Here is a 16624-nt window from a genome sequence, read left to right on the forward strand (position 1 = left end):
TATAAAAATAAAAAGCTTGTACTGTTTATTGGTTTTATGGATGTTGAGTGGACATGTCCATAGTGATATTAACCTGTACCAGTTTAGTGCAGCAGATATTCAGTTTTTATCGCAGTTTAATTTATCTAATCTACCTCCATTACCTGATGCACAAGATAATCAGTATGCGGATTCATTAGCGGCAGCCACTATTGGGCAGCAGCTCTTTTTCGATAAACGGTTTAGTGCAAATCAGCAGGTATCATGTGCAAGCTGCCATAATCCTCAACAATACTTTACGGATGGATTAGCCGTATCAAAAGGTATGGGGGAAACAAGACGCAATGCACCTTCAATCATTGGAAGTGCATACAGTCCCTGGCAGTTTTGGGATGGGCGTAAGGATAGCTTATGGTCACAAGCATTGGGTCCAATGGAGTCAGATGTTGAACATGGATTAAGTCGGCTGGAGGTGGTGCAAGTATTCATACAACATTATTTACCGTTATATAGAGAACTTATTTCTAATACGAAAAGCGCAGCTAATACCTTACCCAGGAAATATTTTCAGCAGTTAAAATTATTATTGAAGCTTAAAATACCTGCAAGCCCAAATGGAGTAACACAAGCTCAAATAAATTGGCAGGTTATCAATCATGCAGAGCAAAATTTAATTAATCGTGTTTTTGCAGATGTCGGTAAACTACTAATGGCTTACCAGCGACAAATACAGCCATTGTCTAGTCGCTTTGATTTGTTTGTTAGACAGCTTGAAAATAACTCAAGTGATATTGAGCAGCTGAAACAAATTTTAACAGAGAATGAAGTTGCGGGTTTAAGATTATTTATGGGAAAAGGCAACTGTGCCAGCTGTCATAATGGGCCGCTTTTTACCAATTTTGAGTTCCATAATATTGGTGCTCCAGAATCGGATATAAAACAAGTTGATATGGGGCGCTATGAAGGGGTTGCAGCACTGTTAAAAGATGAATTTACGTGTTTATCCTCATGGAGTGATGCGGACAAAAACTATTGCCAGGAGATGCTTTATTTAAAAAAACAAGGACCTGAACTCGTTGGCGCTTTTAAAACCCCTTCCTTAAGAAATGTTGCTGAAACTGCACCTTATATGCAAAGTGGGCAGTTTGCCTCGCTGGATGAAGTCTTAGAGCACTATAATAAACCTACCCCGCCTTACTATGATCGAGAGCAGCATCCTTCCAGACCACATTTTGATATATTGCCGCTCGGCTTAACGCCAGAAGAGTTACAACAGATTAAGTCTTTTTTGCTGACCCTGACAGGGGATTTGAAGCTTGCAAATCAATGGTGGCAAGCACCTAAGCATATGCTTGAACAAACAGATAATGTACAGCAAGCTATGTATTAGGGCGGGATAAAATTATTGAGCGTCATCTCTGTCACCAAATCATGTAGCTAAACCCTTCACGAATGATTTCTAGGTTTTGTTACCATCGCTCTTGATCACCAAGGATGGTGTGAATACAGATTATGCATAATGACATGGATGTCATATAGTAGAGCAATGCAGGAGCTATTGCCGAGGAGCATTTAACTGCCACTCCAGTCACCTATTAATATAGGCTCATGGGGCTTCGTCACTCGATGGCCGTGTTCTTGCAGTAAACGGCCTGACATGTGTTATCTTGCCTTTATCTATCCGTAATACTACTTTAGTTTTTAGCATAAACTGACTCATTGTGTAATTCTGTGCTTTGTTGGCTTCGATAACAAATTAAAGCATTTGTTAATGGTCTATAGTACAAAGATAAGAGTCTGAGGATAGGTTAACAATGATAGATAAAGCCAAGCAATTTGCCCTAGAAAGACATGGCAATCAAACTTATGGTGATAAGCCATACGCTTATCATTTGGATAGGGTTGTTGAGTTATTAGTGCCATATGGGGAAGTTGCACAAACTATTGGCTATTTGCATGATGTTGTTGAGGATACAAGTGTAACGCTTGATGAGCTTGCCAGAGAGTTTAATCAATTTATTGCGGATGCTGTAGCTATTTTGTCTGATCAGCCTGGGATAAATAGAAAAGAAAAAAAACAGAAGACATACTCTTTAATGGAAAATGTGACTGGTGATTTGCAGGTAGCGTTAATTGTGAAGGTGGCAGACCGTTTAGCGAATTTACAAGCCTGTATAGAATATGGCCGATACGATAAGCTTAAAATGTACATGGAAGAACATGAGCATTTTAGAAAGGCGACTTTCAGACAAGGCTTAAGTGATGACTTATGGCAGCAGATAAATGAATTACTTAGTGAAAGTATACCCAAAACGAAGGGTTTTTAGGGGCGGCCGTCAAGTGATGAAGCCCTCGGAGCTTATATTAATAAGTGACTGGGGTGAAGAGCGCTGACAACAAACCCTACTAATGTGTCGGGAACACATTAGAACAGCTTCGCTGGCTCGTTAGGGTGAGCGCTATGGATAGCGCACATAAAAATGATTCGTGAAGGGTATATACAAACTATTTGATTCGCCAAGGGGGTAAGCGTATGAGATTAGATAGCAAGGTTATCTAGTGGTTATGGATTGGCATGATTATAAATCAGTATTTCTAAAGGGAGGTGGATTAAAAAAGATAGTTATTAAAGATGTGAATCTTGAAGATTGGCAACGATTAATTAACTTTTTACGCAGTACTGAAGCTAAATTAAATTTATACTTAGGTAGTGAGAAAATTAGTCTTCCTGATAATATAAAAAATATAGTTGTGAGTGCTGAATATTCTTATAAGTTAGTCATTGCATTAAATACAGTTAAGTTGGTTTGTGGTTTTGCTAATGCACAAAAAATAGAGTTTACTTTTAATTCTGCTGAAGTAGACAAGGAAATAAAAGCGAAAGTTATATTTAGGTTTATGTCGACAATGGGTAGAACGCTAAATAAACATGTGGTGCTCATACAGGGAAATGGAGAGGGTGAAAGTATATTTGAATATTTTCCCGGTGAAGGGCTTAAATATTTATAACATTAATGTTGCTGATGATAAAACAGTGTGGGCTATTAGTGAACTTATCAAAAAAGGTTGTGATTGTATATGCTATCTGGTTTGTCACTATTATGCTTTTTGCGCTTTATGGGTATTTTTTTGCCAATCATGGTGAGTTTGGAGTTGCTTGCCACTTATGGTTAATCATTACTGGTATTCCAGCAGCACTGTTATCTGGATATTTCCCTCATGGTTCTTTAACTGGGATTTTTGTTGCAGGGTTACTTGGAATGATACAATGGTATTTTGTCAGTGTTGTTATATTATTCTTTCTTAAGAAATAATGGTCTTATACAAACTTAGAACGAGTAATTATCTCGTTTGTGATTAGTCTGATACTCTAATAAACTTATTTGAGAGCTAAGACAGCAGGTGTTAGTGTGGAAGATAGAATTAAAGGTGCTTTAGTTGGGTTGGCTTGTGGTGATGCAGTAGGTACTACACTTGAGTTCAAGCCAAAAGGTTCATTTATGCCAATTAATGATATGCTAGGTGGCGGTCCTTTTGGTCTGGAAAAAGGGCAATGGACTGATGATACCTCAATGGCGTTATGTTTAGCGCATAGCCTGATTTATCAGAAAGGATTTAACCCTGTAGATCAAATGAATCGTTATTGTAACTGGTATCAACATGGCTATATGAGCTGTAATGGTGAATGTTTTGATATTGGTATAACAGTAACCAAAGCACTTAATAAATACCTTACAACAAATAATCCATATAGCGGTTCTGAGGATGAATACTCATCAGGTAATGGCTCTCTTATGCGATTGGCCCCAATACCGATTTTCTTTCAAAGTGATTATGAGCAATGTATTTTCTATGCAGGGGAAAGTTCTCGTACAACCCATGCATCATTAGAGTGTATTGAGGCATGTAAGTTATTCGCAAGTTTGATACTGAGTGCTTTTCATTCCAGTTGCAAGGCAGATATTTTACAAAATAGTAAATATGTATCCTCGTGTGAAAAAATTGAAGATATTGCCCAGGGGAAATTTATCAACTTGACTTATGATGATAACCAAGGCAGTGGTTACGTTGTTGAAAGCTTAACTTCTGCAATGTGGTGTTTTTTTAACAGTAACTCCTTTGAAGAAAGCATCTTGCTAGCAGCTAATCTTGGAAATGATGCTGATACCACTGCTGCGATTTGTGGGCAAATTGCTGGTGCTTTTTACGGTTTTACAGCTATTCCCAAGCATTGGCGTGAAGGTATTTACATGGCTAAAGAGATAGAAAAATTAGCTATAAATCTATATCAGACCGGTAAAGCCAATGTTTAATAGTTAAGAAGAGAGCGTTAAAACTTGATTGTTTAACAAGCTAATGGTAGAGGGCAATTTCTATTAATTGTATGTATACCCTTCACGAATGATTTCTAGGTTTTGTTATCTTCACTTCTCATCCCAATCGCCTATTAATATAGGCTCATGGGGCTTCATCACTCAATGGCCGCACCTAAAAACCATTCGTATTGGGTATATTATGTGTGCTTTATTTTGAAATATCAGTTCTCAGTATAAACTAAGACCTTCTCGACTTAGTTGGAGAAGGTCAAATCAATAACGTTAATTATCTGGTTTAGCTATTTTTCTCGTTACGAGGTTAGTGTAGTCCAAATAAATAAGTTGATGTTAATGCTGCTGCTTACAATAAGCTTCTTAAAGTATACCTGTTTTTATAGGTTATAACACCAAAACTTTTTGAAAGCTCATTTCTTTAATAGCGTATTTTACTCCCTCACGACCAATGCCACTTTGTTTGACTCCACCAAATGGGAAGTGCTCAGCTCGAAAGCCAGGACCGTCATTCACAGCCAATGTACCGACCTCAAGCGTATCAAATAACTGTCGTATGATTTGAATATCCTGAGTAAAAACACCTGCTTGTAAACCAAATGGCGTGGCATTGATGAGTGGAATAATTTCATCTAAGTTGTCAAATTTGCATAAAGGAATAACAGGACCAAAAACTTCATCCTGCATGACACTACAGTTATCAGGAGTATGCTCTAAAACAGTTGGATAAATAATGTTTCCCTGTTGCTGCCCACCGAATGTGAGCGTTGCTCCTTGAGCAATGGCCTCATCAATTTTTGCTTTAACCTTATCTGCAGATTGTCTATTAATTAAAGGACCAATAAACGTATCCTCTTGGCTAGGGTCGCCCACTTTTAATAACTTGCTGGCATGTAATAATTTTTCTCTAAATAAGTCATAGACTGTATGATGAATGAATAATCGCTTTGCTGCAGTACAGCGTTGACCTGCAGTTGCAAATCGCTGGTTGATAGCGGCATTCACTGCAGCATCAATGTCTCCATCGGGCATTAAGATAAGTGGGTCATTCCCCCCTAGCTCTAATAGCAGCTTTTTATATCCTGCAGCTGAAGCTATGGCATCCGCTGCGGCAGTTCCTCCAGTAAAATTGACAGCATTAATATCAGGGTGGGCAATTAATTTAGCCATATCGGTAATATCTGGTACAGCTAATTGCAGCACATCATGAGGTATCCCTGCTTGATAACACAACGTAGTCAACTTTTTTGCCGAAGCATAGTTTTGTGGACTTGGTTTAAAAAGAATGGTATTGCCAGCCGCAAATGCAGGTCCAATTTTGTGCATAGCGATATTTAAAGGGAAATTAAAGGGGGTAATACATAATATTGTACCCAAAGGACGCCAGCACACAATCCCTAAACGGTGCCGCGCTGGTGCATACGCATCTGAATCCAGTGTTTCGCCACTGATTTGCCTGCATTCTTCACTACTGGCTTGTGTTGTATTAATTGCTCTTTGTAATTCCACTCGACTATCAGAAATAGTTTTACCTGTTTCTGCAGTTATTTGTTGAGACAGTGGCTCAGCATGCTCTTCCAATAGTTGTGCTAAACGTCTTAAAATATTTGCACGTTGAAAGGCTGTAAATGATGTTTGAGTTTGTCGCCCAGCTTTTAATATTGCAATAGCGGCTTTTACTTTTTCCCATGATGAATAATTGTACTCATCAATCTGTTGTTCTGTATAAGGGTTAATTACACGAAAACTACCGTTCATTTGTCACTTCCTTGCATTAATTACACTAACTCAACAAGTTGGTAAGCCACCCGAACTCCAGCAAGTAGTAAGGCCCACCACATTAAGGTAAAAAATAGTTTATCTTTCATTTTTGATAGTAGGTGAACACCTATCCAGGTAGCCATTACAGCAGTCAGACTAAATAAAGCAATAAGCTCTATATTATCGATAAATGAAAATCCTAAATAAATAAATGCAGGCACTTTTGTTAAGTGGGTGATCAATTGCATCATTGATTTATTTGCTACTACCGTTTCTTTATCTAGGTCGTCGCGTATAAAAAATACTGCTAATAATGGGTCAATCGCTCCAGCTAGTATACCTAAACTGCCTGTTGCAATGCCTACCCAAAAAAAATTCTGATCTTTAATTTTTAAGTTTGGTAATTGTCGCGGTTTAAATAAAGTATAAAAAATCAAACTGACTAACAGCAATAAAGGAATAAACTCGCTGGCATATTGCGCAATAACTAACGTTGTAAGCATTGCGCCAATTATTGCACCTAAAGCAAATGGCAGGCACATTGACCACCGCACGTTGGAGCGTAAAAGCCATGTACGAGTAGCGTTATTAAATACTTGTACTATCCCATGAATAGCAATCAGTGGCCGTAAAGGGATAAATAAATTCATCGCAGAAAACATAAGCACACCACCAGCCATACCCGTCACGCTGGAAATGATCGAGGCAAGCGAAATGGCAAATAGGGTAAGCAAGGTTGCTGACAGGGAGAGATCAATAACATCCATGGACTGCCTCACTAGCCACTTAATATCTTAGGGCCTGTTAACACTATTTGAATCACCACTGCCGTAGACTATTTTTCCACCTAGCAAGGCACAAGGAATGCCGTGTAGTCATTCTACATAAGTGACTTGTAACGCTGCTAGGTGGAAAAATAATCACGGCCCGAAGGGTTATGATGGTAAAAGCACTACTCGTTGTTGCTCATTGTTCATTTAGAACAACTAAACTTCACGCTTCGCGCCTAGATTAGTGCTTTTACCCCCATAACAGTGATATTAAAATAGTGTTAACAGGCCCTAGGTCGTTAACCATAGATGATCTCAAGCAAAACACTTAGGGCCAGTCGTTATTTTTTCATTGGGCCAATACTATTAATTGATAGCTATACCCAATACGAATGGTTTTTATACCCCAAGGGCACAAGGGTGCGGCCATCGAGTGACGAAGCCCCATGAACCTATATTAATAGTTGATTGGGGTGGCAGTTAAATGCTCCTGCATAAACTGCATTCCCACCATCCTTGGTGGTCAAGAGTGAAGATAACAAAACCTAGAAATCATTCGTGAAGGGTATAACATGGTTGAAATATGTTAAGTGCTGGCCTAAATAAAAGCTTACCTCTGGCTCTACTGGATGACATTAGCAACCCGCTACTATCTGTTTCATGTGTAATAAGTTAAATCTGCCTGAATCATTTTGTATAAGGAGATAGCTGTGTCGAACTTTGCCGCAGAAAAACTGATTGAGCTGGACCGCCAATATGTATGGCATCACTTAACACCTCACTCTCAGTCTTTAGGTAAAGACCCTATGATTATGGTTAAAGGTGAGGGATTAAGGGTTTGGGATGCGAAAGGCAAAGAATACTTAGATGCTGTTTCTGGTGGGGTTTGGACAGTGAATGTTGGCTATGGTAGAACTGAAATAGCTGATGCTGTGAGGGATCAGCTAGTGACCATGAACTATTTTGCACAAACCGCTGGAAATATTCCTGCAGCACAATTTGCTGAACGGCTATTGAGTAAAATGCCTGGCTTAAATCGTGTTTATTATGCCAACTCAGGGTCAGAGGCTAATGAAAAAGCATTCAAAATGGTACGTCAAATTGCGGCTAAAAAATATGGTGGAAAAAAGCATAAAATCCTGTATCGAGAGCGTGACTATCATGGCACGACAATCAGCTGTTTAGCTGCGAGTGGACAGGTTGAACGTCGCAAGCAGTATGGCCCTTTTCCTGCTGGTTTTGTAGAAGTTCCACACTGTTGTGAATACCGTTCGCAATGGGGAAAAGTCGACGATTATGGTCTACGTGCGGCTAACGAAATTGAGCGTGTTATTTTAGAAGAAGGGCCTGATACTGTTGGCGCAATTTGTTTAGAGCCTATCACTGCCGGAGGTGGTGTCATTGTTCCACCAGCAGGCTACTGGGACAGAGTTCAGGAAATATGCCGTCAATATAAGGTACTACTGCATATTGATGAAGTTGTGTGTGGTTTAGGACGAACAGGAGCCTGGTTTGGCTATCAACATTTTGGCGTTGAACCCGATATTGTAACGATGGCTAAAGGTGTTGCCTCAGGATATGCCGCAATAGCCTGCACAGTGACAACAGAACAAGTATTTGAATGGGTAGAAGATGATGACGGTGATCCGAGTATGGATTATTTTCGCGATATTTCTACTTTTGGTGGTTGTACTGCAGGTCCAATTGCCGCGATGGCTAACTTAAACATTATTGAGCGAGAAAAACTTGTTGAAAATGCTCAGGTTCAAGGAGACTTTTTGCTGAGCCAATTATATGCGTTGCAAAAAAAATACCCTGTTATTGGTGAAGTTCGTGGCAAAGGTTTATTTGTAGGTTTGGAATTGGTTAAAGATCAGAGTAGTAAGACACCTGTTGACGAACAAGTGTCCATGGCTATTGCTGCTCACTGTTTGCAGAATGGGGTTATCATTGGTAGAACGAACCGATCACTGCCGTCATTGAATAATACTCTTTGTTTAAGCCCTGCATTAATAGTCACTCGGGAGGATATACAGCAGATTGTTGATACATTAGATCAGGCCTTCGCGGCGGTGTGTTATTCCTAATATACCTGTCACGAATCATTTTTATGTGCGCTATCCATAGCGCTCACCCTAACGGGCCAGCTTAATATAAGCTCATGGGGCTTCATCGCTTGACGGCCGCCCCCTTGTGCCCTTGGGGTATAAAAACCCTGCGTTTTGGGTATGCATTATTGGGTTGTTTTTTTACGCAATTTATTCTTATCTAATTGCTGTTTTACTAAGTTAGCCAGCTGTTTTATACCTGGTTGAATATTTTCCGTTTGAATCATGGAAAAGCCTAAACGCATAAAATAATCTGGTGGATTATAGCTTGGTTTATCATGGTAAAAATGAGGAAGACCTGGTTCAATAAAAACGCTCTTTTTAAGTGCTTGTGTGTGTAGCATAGAAGTACTTAATCTGCTTGGTCCTTGCAGCCAAACTGCACTACCACCACGTGTTGGTGACATACGAAGCTCCGGTAAATAATGTACTAGAGCTTCACGCAAACACTCAAAGCGCGTTTGATATACACGACGTAAGCGGTGTACTAATGCATCATGGTAGCCTTCAGCTAAAAATAACGCGAGGGTCCGTTGGTTATTGGCTGGAGGGTGACGTAGCATTAGCCGTCGTAGTGCACGAGCAGCCTGAATGAGTGGCGCTGGTCCCACCATGTAGCCAATTCGTAAACCAGGAGCCAGTGTCTTTGACATACTGCCCACATAAATTACTCGCTGTTCATGGTCAAAACTTTTAATTGCGGGTGTAGCTTGCCCTAAAAAGCTCATTTCACTTTCATAATCATCTTCAATGATCACCTGATCATTAATTGAAGCGCGCTCAAGTAGCGCTAAGCGTCGTGTCAGTGGTAAAGTCACGGTAGTCGGTGCTTGATGGCTGGGGGTGATAAAAAGATAATCGCAAGCATCAATGGTTTCATCAATAACGAGTCCTGATTGATCGATTTTTAAACTTTTTAAATGCGTATGAGTTGATGTGAATATTGAGCGAACATCAATATAACCTGGATTTTCAATGCCTAACGTAGTTTCCTTCCCTCCCAATAACTGTGCTAATAAATACAGTGATTGTTGAGTACCGAGGGTAACCAGGATTTCTTCTGGTTGACAACGAATACCTCGACGGGGTAATACCCGTGAACGCAATTGTTCTATGAGCATAGGGTCATCAGCATCCACACTGTCCCATAACCAATCACGGGTTAATAAACTATTGGTTGCCTGTCGTGTACATTCTCGCCATTGGCTGATGGGAAAAAGTAAAGGATCAAGTTGGCCAAAAATAAAAGGATAGCGACACTGACTCCAGGCTTCAGATTTACGCCATAGGCTATCATTGTGTTGCACATGATGAAGCCGTTTGAGCCAATCGACTTGACCATTATATTCAGGGAGCATTGATTGTGGCTTAGTTTGTTTTTGAACAAAGTCGGTATTAATAAAATACCCCTGTCGCTCACGAGAAGTCAGATAACCCTCATACACTAATTGTTCATAAACCAGTACCACGGTATTTCGTGACACTTGAAGATTTTGCGCAAGCTTACGGCAGGAGGGTAAGGCTTCATTTTCACAGAAATAACCTGCTAAAATGTTGTCTACTAACATTTCTTTTATTTGTGATTGTAAACTTCTTCCAGCCGTAAACTTTACATAAAACAATTGCTCTTTTTTCATTTGGTGCCCGTCAATACTTCCTGTCAGTGATTGGACCCATTAATACCGCCCAACTGGCCCTAGGGAGCGGTTCTTGTTTTCCGTACTATTCACTCAGCAGAGGCTGAGTCCTGTCACACTATCATGGATGTTACACACTAAAGGGAAAAAGGATGCACAACAACTGCCTTGTAAAACTTATGGGAAAGGCACTGCGTGTGTCTATGCTATCCCTATTTTTTTTTATACAACAAGTGAGTGCACAAAGTCTTGATCAACATGTCAATGAATGGATCAGCCCCGTAGCGAATGCATTATCTGAACTGATTTTTTATAAAATTACAATTATGGGCATAGAGGCACCACTGATTGTACTGTGGTTAAGTTTTGCAGCACTATTTTTTACGCTGTATCTGGGGTTTATTAATATTCGTGGCTTGCCTCAAGCCATCAGATTGGTACGTGGAGACTTTCATAACCCCGAGGCGCCAGGTGAAATATCCCACTTTCAAGCAGTAGCGACAGCGATTTCTGGTACTGTAGGCATTGGCAATATTGGAGGTGTTGCTGTGGCCATTGGTATTGGAGGACCTGGAGCAACTTTCTGGATGATTGTGGCAGGTTTTTTAGGGATGTCTGCCAAGCTGGTTGAATGTACTTTGGGGGTAAAGTACCGTCGCCAAAATGCGGATGGCTCGGTTTCTGGTGGACCGATGTATTACCTAGAGCATTATTTACAGGTGCGAAACTGGCCTAAACTGGGCAAAGGGTTGGGCAGCTTTTACGCCTTTGCACTGGTTATTGGGTGCTTAGGTATTGGCAATATGTTTCAGTCTAATCAAGCCTTCATGCAATTGCTCACGATTACAGGTGGAGAAAATAGTTTTTTTGTTGATAAAGGTTGGTTATTTGGTTGTTTACTTGCGTTTACTGTTGGGGTTGTGATTTTAGGTGGTATCCATTCAATCGCTAAGTTTGCAGGTAAAATTGTACCCTTTATGGCGATTCTTTATGTCATTTCCGCCGTTATTGTTATAGGTATGAATGTTGAACACCTGCCTAATGCGGCTAAACTAATTTTTGAAAGTGCCTTTGCTGCAGAAAGTGTCACTGGCGGCATGGTGGGTGCAATGATGGTGGGCTTCCAACGTGCTGTGTTTTCCAATGAAGCAGGTATTGGCTCTGCAGCGATTGCACATGCTGCTGTACAAACTGACGAACCTGCCTCTGAAGGTTTAGTGTCGTTGCTTGAACCACTGGTCGATACTATTTTTATCTCAACATTGAGTGCCCTTGTGATCATTACAACTGCTTATCCTGCGGGGCTTATGAATAGTGGTCTTGAAGGCATTGCTCTGACCTCTGCTGCTTTTGCTCATCATTTCAGTTGGGCTCCTTATCCATTAGCATTGGCTGCTCTTCTGTTTGCATTCTCTACATCCATCGCGTGGTCTTATTATGGATTAAAAGGTTGGACTTATTTATTTGGAGAGTCCTTTTATGTAAAAGTCATCTTTAAAATCATTTTCTGTGGCTTTTTAGCGCTCGGCAGTATGATAATGTTGGAAGCGGTACTTGAGTTTTCTGATGCTTTAGTATTTTTAATCGCTATACCAAATATCATTGGGTTGTATTTATTTGCGCCTACTGTTAAGAAAGAGGTCAATAATTATTTGGCACGTGTTCGTAGGGGTGAAATCATAAATTACCGAGAAACGCCTACAGAGGAATGCTCACAAAATACACTGGTTACACCATAGTAATTAAATAAACATTGTATATACCCTTCACGAATGATTTATAGGTTTTGTTATCTTCACTCCTCACCCCAATCACCTATTAAAATAGGCTCATGGGACTTCTTCACTCGATGGCTGCACCTAAAAACCATTCGTATTGTGTATAGTAACGCGATGCTCGACTTTTATTAACGTGAAATGACAAACCCTAACCCCATCCTAAGTTTTGCAAAAACAGGGATATAAAGGAAAGGGTATGTCATTGGAAAGCTTATTTTCCAGGCATAGGGTCGCGAAGCCAGTTTGCGAAACAAGCGGCTAATTTGTGGGCGATAAAGCAACAGTTGCAAAAACAAGAGACAACTGAGCTGGTTACGATCAATGCTCCTATATATATTGTTGATGGTTTTCCTTTACCTGTAAGCCATTTTAAACGGGCAAAAATTGTAGTCGTTTATAAAGAAGAGGCTGAGTATGGCTACTGTGCATCGAAAGAAGAAACTTATTAGGGTTTTAAAGGGCACCTTATTCTTGATTTTCATGGAGTCATCGCAGGATTTACATTAACCCCAGCAAGTGAAAACGAAAGGGAGGCTGTATGGGAGTTAACAGAAGGCATGTCGTCAGGTATGTTGTTGGATATAAGGGGTATTTAGGCGCTGAGTTTAAAGCTTTACGGGACAACCCAAACTGGACACATTTGGTGTAAGGAAAATAATGGACATAGAAATTATTGAGTGTGGAAGCTCGAAGATTGCAAAACTATCTAGTGAAGCAGTAATTAATTCTGTTCAGTCTGCAACAGATCTGATGGGGAATGCAGACTATCAGGGTGCAAGCAAAATTATAGTCAGTGAGGCAAGCTTGGGTCCCTTGTTCTTTGATTTGAAAACGGGTATTGCGGGGGAAATACTTCAAAAGGCTTCCAATTATCATAAGCAGCTTGCTATTGTCGGCGAATTTGAAAAATACAACAGTAATGCACTTAAGGCATTTATCATTGAGTGCAATCGGGGTAATCATATTTTCTTTATGCCTGACTTAGAATCAGCCATTAATAAACTTATTTAATTCATTAGCGGCTAATCGGTTATGAGCTTGTATCTAAGCTCTAACCGCACTGATATTCGTCTACCTTTGCAAAATAACAGTCTTGTAACAGATCGTAGCCTTGTGACGTCCATTCCTTAGCCCCTCTTGGCTTTCGCCTACAATAGCGACCAGTTATTGGTTGTAAGGCGAAGTCATGAAATTGGGTGCCAATCGCAGTGTATTTTTATTGGAGATCACCGGATGCCATGCAGAATTGCTGGTAACGGAGATCAATGGTGTTGAAGGGATATCAGACCCGTACAGTATTGAGCTTAGCTTGGTCAGTCGTCATCCAGAGCTGGGTGAACTTGATCTCATCCGCAAGACGGCGTGTATCACTATTCGCGGTGAAGAAGAGGACCGAGTTATCCATGGAATGGTCGCTTCCTTGGTCGAAGCAAGCCCAGGTAATCGTTATACCGAATATGCTGTCAAAATTGTGCCCAAGTTGTGGTTTCTACAATACCGCGAAGACTGTCGCACTTACCAAAAGCTCACGGTTCCAGAAATCGTTGAGCAGGTGCTGATTCGTGCTGAATTTCAGAAAGGCATCGACTTTGAATTTCGCTTAACGGAAGACTATGAAAAAGAGACGTATATCGTCCAGTTTAATGAGTCTGACCTCAATTTTGTATCCCGCCTATTGGAAAAAGAAGGTATTTTTTATTACTTTGAGCATACCGCTGACAGCCATAAATTGATTTTTGTTGATCGCAATGAAAGCCTGGAACCCATTGCCAGCGAGACCTTGGCCTTTCATATGAAAACCGGCATGGTGCCTGATGAAGACTGTTTGGACTCATTAAGGCAGAGTGTGAGTGACCCTATCGGAAAGGTTGTCATGCGCGACTACAACTTTCATAAGCCCAGTTTAAATCTGGAAGTTGAACATACTTTAGGTGACCCCGACGCGGTAGAGCATATTTATCCTGGTAACTATAAGACACTGGAAGCCGGTCAGCGTTATGCCCGCATTCGATGTGAAATGCATCAGCTTAAAAAAGAAGTTGTGATTGTGGGTGGCACTTACCGTACGATGCTGCCTGGTTATACTGCTGAAGTCGTCGATCACCCTGTCAAAGTTATCAATAAAGCCTACATTATCAACCAAGTCGTCCATGAAGGACGGCAACCACAAGGCTCGGATGAATATGCGGTAGGCGAGGGTGCTTATTATCGTTCACGTGGCGTATTGACGCCGAAAACCACCGTTTACCGTCCTCAGCAGCGACACAAAGCACCGAAAATGCCAGGTAAACAAACGGCAGTGGTGACCGGGCCAGAAGGTGAAGAAATCTATACCGATGAATATGGCCGGGTAAAGGTTCAGTTCAAATGGGATCGTGAAGGTAAACTGGATGAAAACTCCTCGCGTTGGGTGCGTGTCATGCAAACCTGGGCAGGTGATCAGTGGGGTAGTATGGTCATTCCCCGCATCGGGCAAGAAGTAACCATCGACTATTTAAATGGTGATGTGAACCATCCAGTGGTGACCGGTGTCGTCTATCATGGCAGGCATCAAACGCCGTATAAATTGCCAGACCATAAAACCCGGTCGGGTTTTAAAACGAATTCAACGCCAGGTGGTGGTGGTTTTAATGAATTTACGTTTGAGGATAAAAAAGACCAAGAAGTAATTATGGTCACGGCAGAAAAAGACTTAGATGTTCGTATTAAAAATGATCGGCGTGAACATATTGTTGGAAATAATAGCGTTGAAATTCACCAACATGACTTTAAACATATAAAGCAAGACCAACACATTAAAGTTGATCAAAACCATGAGCGGGTAGTGAAAGGGGATTATCACGAAACCGTACTGGATACCCGTCATTTGAATGTTGATGGTGAACATCGGATTGAAGCTAAAGATATGAACTTTAAATCTGGTGATAAAGTGGTTTTGGAGTCGGATACGGAAATTACCTTTGTGGCGGGTGGTAGCACTATCACGATTAATCAGGAAGGTGTATTTATTGATGGTAAGACCATTCATGTGCAAGGTCCATCAGGTCAGCCGCTACCAGTGAATATTATTACCCCTGAACGTCCTGCTTTGGCTGAAGAGGCTGATCGAGCGAAATCGGGCCGTCCTTCAGCACCAATGGCTCAACCTATTTCAACTAAAAAACAGATGCGTAATTTATTCAAAGCGCTGCATGAGAGTACTCCTTTCTGCGCTATATGCCAACAAGACGCTCAGGAGAAAAATACACAATGAGTTTCACGGTTGAATCACTTCGTCAGCATCATCGGCCGGGCGCTCGTTGTTATTTATTATTAGATGGTGCTGTTGAACCCAAGTTATTAAGCCTTATTTTTGACCAGCAAACAGAGCCTCAAGTATTTCCTTTATATGCTCATACCCCTTTTGCCAATTTACAGGGCATATCCCCTTTACTGGTAGCAGTGGACATTGATGATGGCTTGTTCGCTGAGTATATAAATAAGGGTATTGCTAAGCACTGGGGACTGTTACTCAGCAGTGATTATTCTTTTGAACAACTCGTGCAACACGCGCAGTGGTGGTTAACCATGAATCATCCCGATGGTGGAGAAATGCTATTTCGTGGTTATGATCCCCGCATTGCCTGGCGGTTACTGGCGGCCTCTACCCCAGAGCAACATGCTTATTGGCTTGGGCCTTTTGCTTCTGTGGAATGCATGATTACAGATGGTACATTTGAGAAATTACCAAAAATTGAGCCATACGATACATTGCTGGTCACAGAAGATCGATGGCTTCGAGTTATCAACGTTCAGCCGATACATGATGTACATCGTTATGGGCAGATACAAACCTTTACGGCTAACCAAATAACTGCTATGGAAGAAGCACCTAAGGTTAAAGCACGAGAGCAGCTGTATAACTATATACACCAGTATCATCCCCACCTACTGCGACATGAAGCTTTAGTGCCTGCTATTTATCAGTTTATGGGCCAATTTAGTCGTCGAACACAAGCGCTAGTACCTGACGATCATGTTGTCATCAATCAGCGTTATCCGGTGATCCATGCATTTGATGCATTAACTCAAGGTATACAGTGCCAGACACGCAATGAGCAGTATTTATTGGTGGATATTATTGGTTTATTAGGGGAGCAGGTATTTTTTAGTCAACAGTATGATGCTGTGTATCAACTCATTACCCAGCCAGCCCCACATCCGCTCAGTGAGCGGTTAGCACAAGCCTATGAACTAGCTAAGCAGTATGGATCGAAGTAACAG

At 40.9% G+C, this 16624-nt stretch carries 13 protein-coding genes and 1 pseudogene; 11 read left to right on the forward strand and 3 right to left on the reverse strand.

Translation table 11 applies throughout. From position 1 onward, the window contains the following. Positions 1-40 precede the first annotated feature (40 nt). The 5 genes from KHS79_RS12695 (at position 41) to KHS79_RS12715 (ending at position 4292) form a co-directional block, all read left to right on the forward strand. Positions 41-1369 carry a cytochrome-c peroxidase gene (locus KHS79_RS12695; RefSeq protein ID WP_212719510.1) on the forward strand — a complete coding sequence of 443 codons (1329 nt, stop codon included), beginning with the start codon at positions 41-43 and terminating at the stop codon, positions 1367-1369. A 424-nt stretch (positions 1370-1793) separates the two neighbouring features. After that, positions 1794-2306: an HD domain-containing protein gene (locus KHS79_RS12700; protein WP_212719512.1), complete on the forward strand. Its 513-nt coding sequence runs from the start codon at positions 1794-1796 to the stop codon at positions 2304-2306. 238 nt (positions 2307-2544) lie between these two features. Beyond that, on the forward strand, positions 2545-2988 hold the full coding sequence (locus tag KHS79_RS12705) for a hypothetical protein (RefSeq protein WP_212719513.1): 444 nt from the start codon (positions 2545-2547) through the stop codon (positions 2986-2988). A gap of 38 nt (positions 2989-3026) precedes the next feature. Then, positions 3027-3293 carry a hypothetical protein gene (locus tag KHS79_RS12710; RefSeq protein ID WP_212719515.1) on the forward strand — a complete coding sequence of 89 codons (267 nt, stop codon included), beginning with the start codon at positions 3027-3029 and terminating at the stop codon, positions 3291-3293. A gap of 96 nt (positions 3294-3389) precedes the next feature. Next, positions 3390-4292, forward strand: coding sequence for an ADP-ribosylglycohydrolase family protein (locus KHS79_RS12715; RefSeq protein ID WP_212719517.1), 903 nt, complete (start codon positions 3390-3392; stop codon positions 4290-4292). 402 nt (positions 4293-4694) lie between these two features. Here the strand turns inward: KHS79_RS12715 and safD are convergent, their stop codons facing one another. Further along, complete coding sequence (gene safD / locus KHS79_RS12720) at positions 4695-6065, reverse strand: sulfoacetaldehyde dehydrogenase SafD (RefSeq protein WP_212719519.1); 1371 nt, start codon at positions 6063-6065, stop codon at positions 4695-4697. A gap of 20 nt (positions 6066-6085) precedes the next feature. After that, positions 6086-6835, reverse strand: coding sequence for a sulfite exporter TauE/SafE family protein (locus KHS79_RS12725; protein WP_212719522.1), 750 nt, complete (start codon positions 6833-6835; stop codon positions 6086-6088). A 713-nt stretch (positions 6836-7548) separates the two neighbouring features. Here KHS79_RS12725 and KHS79_RS12730 point away from each other — a divergent pair. Further along, positions 7549-8925: an aminotransferase family protein gene (locus tag KHS79_RS12730; protein WP_325167616.1), complete on the forward strand. Its 1377-nt coding sequence runs from the start codon at positions 7549-7551 to the stop codon at positions 8923-8925. Positions 8926-9071: 146 nt separating this feature from the next. On the opposite strand, the gene pdxR is transcribed toward KHS79_RS12730, so the two are convergent. After that, positions 9072-10583, reverse strand: coding sequence for a MocR-like pyridoxine biosynthesis transcription factor PdxR (gene pdxR, locus KHS79_RS12735; RefSeq protein ID WP_212719525.1), 1512 nt, complete (start codon positions 10581-10583; stop codon positions 9072-9074). A 152-nt stretch (positions 10584-10735) separates the two neighbouring features. Between pdxR and KHS79_RS12740 the strand changes: the two genes are divergently transcribed. The 5 genes and pseudogenes from KHS79_RS12740 (at position 10736) to KHS79_RS12760 (ending at position 16621) form a co-directional block, all read left to right on the forward strand. Continuing rightward, the gene (locus tag KHS79_RS12740; RefSeq protein WP_233468410.1) at positions 10736-12322 is read left to right on the forward strand and encodes an alanine/glycine:cation symporter family protein; all 1587 of its coding nucleotides are present in this window, start codon (positions 10736-10738) and stop codon (positions 12320-12322) included. Positions 12323-12561: 239 nt separating this feature from the next. Further along, positions 12562-12974, forward strand: a pseudogene (locus KHS79_RS26435) (transposase); the annotation flags it as partial. A gap of 44 nt (positions 12975-13018) precedes the next feature. Beyond that, complete coding sequence (locus tag KHS79_RS12750; protein WP_212719531.1) at positions 13019-13372, forward strand: DUF4180 domain-containing protein; 354 nt, start codon at positions 13019-13021, stop codon at positions 13370-13372. A 175-nt stretch (positions 13373-13547) separates the two neighbouring features. Further along, entirely contained in the window at positions 13548-15614 is a 2067-nt protein-coding gene (locus KHS79_RS12755; RefSeq protein WP_212719534.1) for a type VI secretion system Vgr family protein, read from the forward strand. Then, positions 15611-16621 carry a DUF4123 domain-containing protein gene (locus KHS79_RS12760; protein WP_212719537.1) on the forward strand — a complete coding sequence of 337 codons (1011 nt, stop codon included), beginning with the start codon at positions 15611-15613 and terminating at the stop codon, positions 16619-16621. The genes KHS79_RS12755 and KHS79_RS12760 overlap by 4 nt, the downstream gene beginning before the upstream one ends. Positions 16622-16624 lie beyond the last annotated feature (3 nt).

It is taken from the genome of Zooshikella ganghwensis, assembly GCF_018263875.1.
Lineage (GTDB): Bacteria > Pseudomonadota > Gammaproteobacteria > Pseudomonadales > Zooshikellaceae > Zooshikella > Zooshikella ganghwensis.